Origin of the sequence: Desulfopila inferna (assembly GCF_016919005.1) — a bacterium.
GTDB classification, from domain to species: Bacteria; Desulfobacterota; Desulfobulbia; order Desulfobulbales; family Desulfocapsaceae; genus Desulfopila_A; species Desulfopila_A inferna.
Genome location: NZ_JAFFQE010000015.1, coordinates 1 through 6,548, shown reverse-complemented (window position 1 = coordinate 6,548; position 6,548 = coordinate 1). Strand labels below are relative to the sequence as shown.

Genomic DNA, 6,548 nt, shown 5'->3' with positions numbered 1-6,548 from the left:
CTTCAAACTGCTGAGCCAACTCTGCCAGTGTTTTATCTCCAGCCATCGCGGCCATAGCGACTTTCGCCTTAAATGCTGCTGAGTGTTTCCTTCTCGTTCTTTTTGCCATTTTCTGCTCCTTCATTTAGTCCCTGTAATGGGTACTATTGGTAGCAGATTTTCCACTTAACAGCTTGTTCAATTTTTTGGGGCCACTTCTCATATTCATATTATCAATAAATTCTTTAAGATAGTTGGTGTGGACCGACCCCATGATAGCCCTCAGTCCATGTCTTCTATGTTTCATGATGCATAACGCCATAATCACCTGCCCCAAGCACAGCCAAGCAGCTTGAACTATGGTAGCAACGAGGCACGACATAAAGAAAATTAAAACAGCCTCTTGGGGTCAGCGTGAATTATATTGTTAGACATTTTTGTTTCACATTAGTTTTGCAACAAAATTTCATTCTATCGCCATTATTTTTTTTGCTAAATCCCGCAAAAAATGGATACCATCTATTGTTAATTCCATATTTTCATCTATATGTCCTGTCGATTCATAATCCTGGAGAAATTCTTCGGGGAGTTCGTTTAAAATTTCTCTAAACGCCTGGCGTATTTTACTGGGAGGCCCTTTAATAAAAACTTTAGGCCCAATAGCGTTCACAATTCTAGACTCTAAAAACAATACAAAACCATTTTCATTTAAAAGTGATCCTCTTTTTGTGCTTGTTTCTCTTGCTCTCTCTCGCCTTATTCTTCTTTTTAAAAGAGCTACATCTTCATGAGCTTTCTCTAACTCTTCTTCTTTTTCACTTAATTTTTCCAGAAAAACATTTCTTTCTTCATGTTGAAGTTGCGCACGTTCCATCAATTGCTCGATTAGTTTTTTTCTTTCCTCTTCTGCTTTGTCAATTATCTCTTCTTCTTTTTCAATGCTTTCTTTGTCTCTAGCAATTGAATTATTTGGATAGCTTTGCATGTAATCACGCATGCTTGAATATCCTTCATCGAGATGGCGTAATTTTTCACCAAAACCGCTTTCAATTTTTGCTAATAATTGAGCTATGTCACGAGTAAATTTGTATGTGTTGTCGTAAAATGTATTACTCGTTTCACTAGCTTTAAAATAAAAAAGTGCAGCGAGGCCGACAGAAAATAAAGCTAAGAGCAGTGAAAGTAGGGATGGGAAATCAAAAGTAAGATTAAATGGTGTAACGATAATTTTATAAGCAACGACTCCAATTAGCACAATGACGGCAAACGATTTCACGGCACCCCAATGACCATAGATATGATCATCCTTATTTTTATTTTCAGTCATGCTTTTCTCCGTTTTGGTAGATGTCTAACGAGTCTGTAGAAAAACCCAATTTCGCGAGAAGTTCATCTACCAGACTTATGATTTTTTATCTTGGCTAAATTGTTTAATTATTAATTAGTTACATTATATTGACCACATTTGCCATGAAAACATAACAGATGCTTGCATTTATGCCTCTAATCCATGCTCTTTCTCCTATTTTCATTCATATCATTGCTGCCATTCCATACTTGAACACCTTTTTCAGGTTATGGACGATACAGAATAGTAACCATTGATTATTCACCTTGGTTTTTCCGCGAAAACTGAAACGATCAAGTCCCATCACATGCCTGATATGAGCAAAGGGTGGTTCCGCTGTTGCTATTCTCCTGGCGTAGATTACCTTGCCAACAACTGAATCGATTTTGCTTCTCATCTTTTCGGCAAAAGAAGCTGGAGTATTCTCTCGAAAAGCTCCTATGGAACAGGTCACTTGTCGTATTTCTGTTCGTTCCGGGTACCGAAGGCATTGGCTTCTAAGTTTGCAAGGGCGACAATGTTTTTTCTGGCCTGTAAATGCGGCTCGTTTTACACCTTTCACTGTGGGGATGCCGCTGCGATACATCCTCTTGCCTGCTGGACAGATGCAGAACTTGAATTCCGGATCGAAGGTAAAATCGGCAGGAAGGAACTGCTTACGAGATTTATCTATCTTTCGTCTTTCTTCTGTTGTTCTTTCTTTGTATCTTCCTGCATTATCAAACCGTGGATCACGTTTCCTGAAATGGCGGTCGGCGATGTATGCATCAATCTCTTCTTCTGCCAGCATCTTCATATTGTTATTGGTATGAAAACCACTGTCTGCTGTCAGCTTTGTCTCTTTAAAAATATCTTCTCCAGTTCCGACTGATTTGAAATTATCTCTGGTTACCTCGACCATCTCACCAAGCAAATTATATTCCGTTGCCTCACCAAAAGCTTCCGCGCCAACGATAATCTGGTTTTTGTCGTCCACCATGGCAACACCGTTATACCCTTGTATAATACTGTTCGATGTCTTTATCTTGGCACTATCGTTATCGGTGATGTTGGATTTGGTCGGTGTGCCTTTATAGCCGGTTTTGTCATTATTATCATCGAGCCATTCCTGGATCTTATCGACCTGTCTCTTCAGGGTCGCAAGGTATTGTTCTTCTGTTTCCTTGACTCTGCTTTCAGCTTCAGTGAGATCTTCCTCCCGGTGGCGTTTAACTATTCGGTCAATGGCATTTTCCAGTTTGATACATTTTTTCTTGAAGTCTTTTCGCGTCCCGCTCCATTCTTTAGAAGCATTGGAGGGAAGCTTGCAGCCATCAACTGCAAACATTTCACGGCCGATAAGACCCATTTCATCACAGACAAGCAGTACCTCGCGAAAGAGATCAATGATCTCAGTATCCATACCGGAAACAAAGCTTGCGATAGTGGTGAAATGTGGCCTGCTGTAGGCGGAAAGAGCCATGAAGACGACATTCTCCTCACAGCACCTGGCGATTTCACGGCTTGACGTTATTCCTCGTGAGTATGCCAACAAAATGACCTTAAGTAAGACTCGTGGATCATAGGCGGGAGCCCCAGTCTCGTCATTCTGATAACGGCTATCCAGATGGGACAAATTCAATTCACTGTCAATTAGATGATTGATAGCGAATTCAAAAGTTCCCTTTTGTAGTTGTTTGTTGAAAAAGACAGGAAGAAAATGCCCCTGAGCGGAATTGGTAGGTTTGTATTTTGCCACGAAAACCCTCTTTTTTTAGTGTTCAGTGGTCTATCGGGTTATTTGTGGCGAATATTACTGTATTTATCCTGTAATATCAAGGTATTTAACCTTATTCTACAGGCTCAACGTTAAGTTCAGTTGACACTGGCACAAACAGAATTTGGCAAGTGTAAAGAAATATCTGTAAACGATAAACTTGGCAGAAGCAACAGTCGAGCTGTGCCAGAGGTCAACTGGAACGTCTTGTTATACATTGTTTTTATATTTTTCTGGGATTGTGAATGGCCCAATGCCCCAGGTGGTTCTCATTGGTAAAAAATCGTCAGGATACTCAAATAGCTTTGGTAATATTTCTTCGGTTGGTGTCAAACTTCGATCACACCCATAATATAGGAGTAGTATTACCAATAACCCAGATGCAGAATGAAGCACATTCTTCAAGCACCCAAATCTATAATGCTTATCTCTTGAATGTTTAACTTTGTTGTATTTGTCCCACCATTCAGGACTAAAATTGTTCTTTATATTTCGCCATGGTGTAATAGGCAGGTCGTGTTGAGTTAGCTTAATTTCAATTTCAGAAATAAACGAAATTTTTTTATTTAAAAATTCTTTATATAACTCCATATCTGGGTGGAGCTTTTCAGAGTTTGTATTTTTTATATCACTCCATATTTTTTCATCAAATTTCTCTGCTAAAAGCTTTAAAACTACATCGATTTCTGAGCAGATAGTTAGGTATGTTTTTGTTAATTCAGTGGAAAAAACTTTAAAATTCTCTGAGTGTAGCTCAACGTAGTCTGATATTTTCAAAATATCTTTTTCGATGGATAAAAAGTATTGCCAATGCCTGTGTCTCATTTTTTTGTATAATCGCGGTGTTGACCTGCGCCGTGTTTAGCGCAAGCAAGCGCAGGTTGGTTGTGATAAATGCGGGTCAGGTCGAATACCTTGTTCTGCCGCGTAGCGGCGGGACAAGGTGTTCGACGAAGTCAACACCGCGATTCTTGCCGACGCAGTCGGCAAGAACGTTAAGGTAAGCGGCCACCGACGTTACAACGCTTACTTGGATTTAGTAATTCATCTTCTTGGTACCGATTCGCTGAAAATTCCGAGGGACTTTAGGTGGTCCGAAGAGAGCGAAGCGAACGATTTTAACCGTTTGGTTATGCGTTTTATTCCTTTTTTAGGATATGCTTTATGTAAAGCTTTTCCATCTCTTTCTCTTTTTCAATACATTTTGGATTTTTTGGGTAACTGCTAATCATCGAATGACCAGGAAAAATTGCTACTTTCCATTCACCGTCTTCTTCATATACTTTTCTTGCTAGTTTACAGTCCTCATCATCGGGTGGTGCTACAACTTCAACGGTATTTTTCTTAGAACACCCGAAAGTAAATATCAAAATGAGAAAGCATAATATAAAAGGTATTTTCTTCATGACTTAGAAATTCGAATATAATCATATTCACATAACATGATGATCACCGGTTTATCCGGTGCATCATCTCGTTGGGGAAAACTGTAATCGTGGTCTGTCCCCCCTGTTTCCTTGTTTCCTTATGTTTCCTTATACATTTTTGTCTATTTTGTTCAATGATACTAATAAATTGTATTCAAACAATCCGATGCTGTTTGTTTCGGAACATGCCAGTAGGAGATCATCCGATATTTCACGGGCAATTATTATACCCCTTACTTTTTGGCTTTCTTCTGCATGGTTCTTTCTTATCCATGCCATATAGCGAAGTATTTGTCCTACAACCCTATCGTATCCACGCGATACTTTGAGTTCTATGACCACATAATTTTTGTCTATATCGATTGCCAATATATCAATGAATCTGTTACCGACTGGAAACTCTATTCCACTGATTTCCTCTTCTATATATAACGATAGACCAGGTTCAATCAGTGATAGATTCTTGGCCAAGAAATTTTGAAGGTCTTTTTCGTAGGCAAATTCATTTCCGTTTTCTTCTTCTGGTTCTTTATGTTTCGGCGTTATTTCCTCATCTTCTTCTGGTTTGGAATAAATAGGGTCTGGGTCTGAGGAATGGTCATAGAGCCGGAATTTTTTGCTATCAATCTGGAAAAGCAGATCATCTTTTCCATTCGGATCGACACTGTAATGTATTCGGCTTGGGGCATTGATTGATAGCTTGAACAAGTGAGCCGAGATAGTGGCAGGCTTTATAAGCGGATATTTCTCCTTGAACCATGAATTTATTTTGTTTCTTTCTATAACGTCGCCTTTTTGAATGGCGAGGTCTTTTATCATGTCTCTAAAAAGAAGCTTTACTGATTTTTCATACAAGGCCATAATTGATGTCTCTTTACATTATCGTGTTGGGAAAAGCTGTAATAGTGGTCTCTGTCCCCTGTTCCTTATCTGCCCGCCCAAGCATCTGTATTTATTTCATATTTTGTGGATTTTCAATGCTTGTTTTAGTTCTTGGTTATCCATCTTGCTCATAATTATTCAGAAAGCCTGTGGTTCTATAAATTGTATTTTTATCTTTCAAACTTTTTGAATATGTCCAGATTTGCTATTTTTTGATGAAATGCTATAAACTTTTTTTCAATTTCTTTATCGGAAAAACGGGTTGTATATTGAAGGTCTGCATCTTCTTGAAACATCTCTTTATTTATAGGACGATTTAATTCTTTTTTGAAATCGTTGACAATTTTACTGAATGGTGGAGTGGTATGCCTAAGTTCTGAATTTTCTTTAGTAACAACTTCATTAGTTTTACAGCACCTAACCGGACCTTGGTCATAAAAATTGTTTTTCTTTATAGTCAATATTTCTGAGACAGACTGTCGGCAAGCACGGTAAAAATATTGCTCTAATGTTGGTTTTACACTTGAGATACATTCAGGATAAGAGAAGTCTGTTGACTGACCGTCTTCTCGCTCGACATGAAAACAACTTGTAGGGTGATCTGGCGATTGGTCCCTGAAGAATCGTTTTACACCAACACCAATTTTGTCCGAGGCATCAGGGTGGCGTAAAAGTAACTCATGCAAAAGAACATGGTCCCCTTGATTGACTTCCTCCCCGTCCTTATAACGATTTAGCATCTCCTTGAAGAATTCTTTCGCCTTTGTCTTCGTAGGAAAATGTATGCTTAGCAATTCAACTGGTTGTGCTTTACCCATAATTTTTCCTCTTTTAATATAACAAGTTATTCTCTGGTTTCCTTAAAGCTCCGGACCAGAGAAAAATATTGACAACGTAAAATTAACAAGTTACCCTATTTTCTGCTTTATATCACACAATATTTACTGGATATCAAGTTAACAGGATAACATTCATGCTGCAAATCTCTGCTCAGCTTTCCTCTCAATTCACCACCTATATCAGCCATCTAGGAGTTCCTGTCGGGCAACACCGGTATTACTTGAAGTGGTTGAGATATTTTCTTGATTTTTGTCATAAATATCAATTCCAACAAGAAACGGATGAGAGCTTGTCTGCTTTTTTAAAAAAGCTCGAC

General features: G+C 38.6%; 6 protein-coding genes. All 6 read right to left on the bottom strand.

Annotation, left to right across the window (positions count from 1 at the left end; all coding sequences use genetic code 11):
- Positions 1-445: 445 nt before the first annotated feature.
- Entirely contained in the window at positions 446-1,306 is an 861-nt protein-coding gene (locus JWG88_RS21150) for a hypothetical protein (protein ID WP_205235810.1), read from the bottom strand.
- A 205-nt stretch (positions 1,307-1,511) separates the two neighbouring features.
- Positions 1,512-3,065 (bottom strand): transposase, encoded by a 1,554-nt coding sequence (locus JWG88_RS21145; RefSeq protein WP_205235809.1) that lies wholly within the window; start codon positions 3,063-3,065, stop codon positions 1,512-1,514.
- A gap of 228 nt (positions 3,066-3,293) precedes the next feature.
- Positions 3,294-3,860: a hypothetical protein gene (locus JWG88_RS21140; RefSeq protein WP_205235808.1), complete on the bottom strand. Its 567-nt coding sequence runs from the start codon at positions 3,858-3,860 to the stop codon at positions 3,294-3,296.
- Between the two features lie 362 nt (positions 3,861-4,222).
- Entirely contained in the window at positions 4,223-4,489 is a 267-nt protein-coding gene (locus JWG88_RS21135; RefSeq protein ID WP_205235807.1) for a hypothetical protein, read from the bottom strand.
- Between the two features lie 129 nt (positions 4,490-4,618).
- Positions 4,619-5,371: an endonuclease NucS domain-containing protein gene (locus tag JWG88_RS21130; RefSeq protein WP_240194668.1), complete on the bottom strand. Its 753-nt coding sequence runs from the start codon at positions 5,369-5,371 to the stop codon at positions 4,619-4,621.
- 191 nt (positions 5,372-5,562) lie between these two features.
- Complete coding sequence (locus tag JWG88_RS21125) at positions 5,563-6,210, bottom strand: DCL family protein (RefSeq protein WP_205235806.1); 648 nt, start codon at positions 6,208-6,210, stop codon at positions 5,563-5,565.
- Between the last annotated feature and the right edge of the window lie 338 nt (positions 6,211-6,548).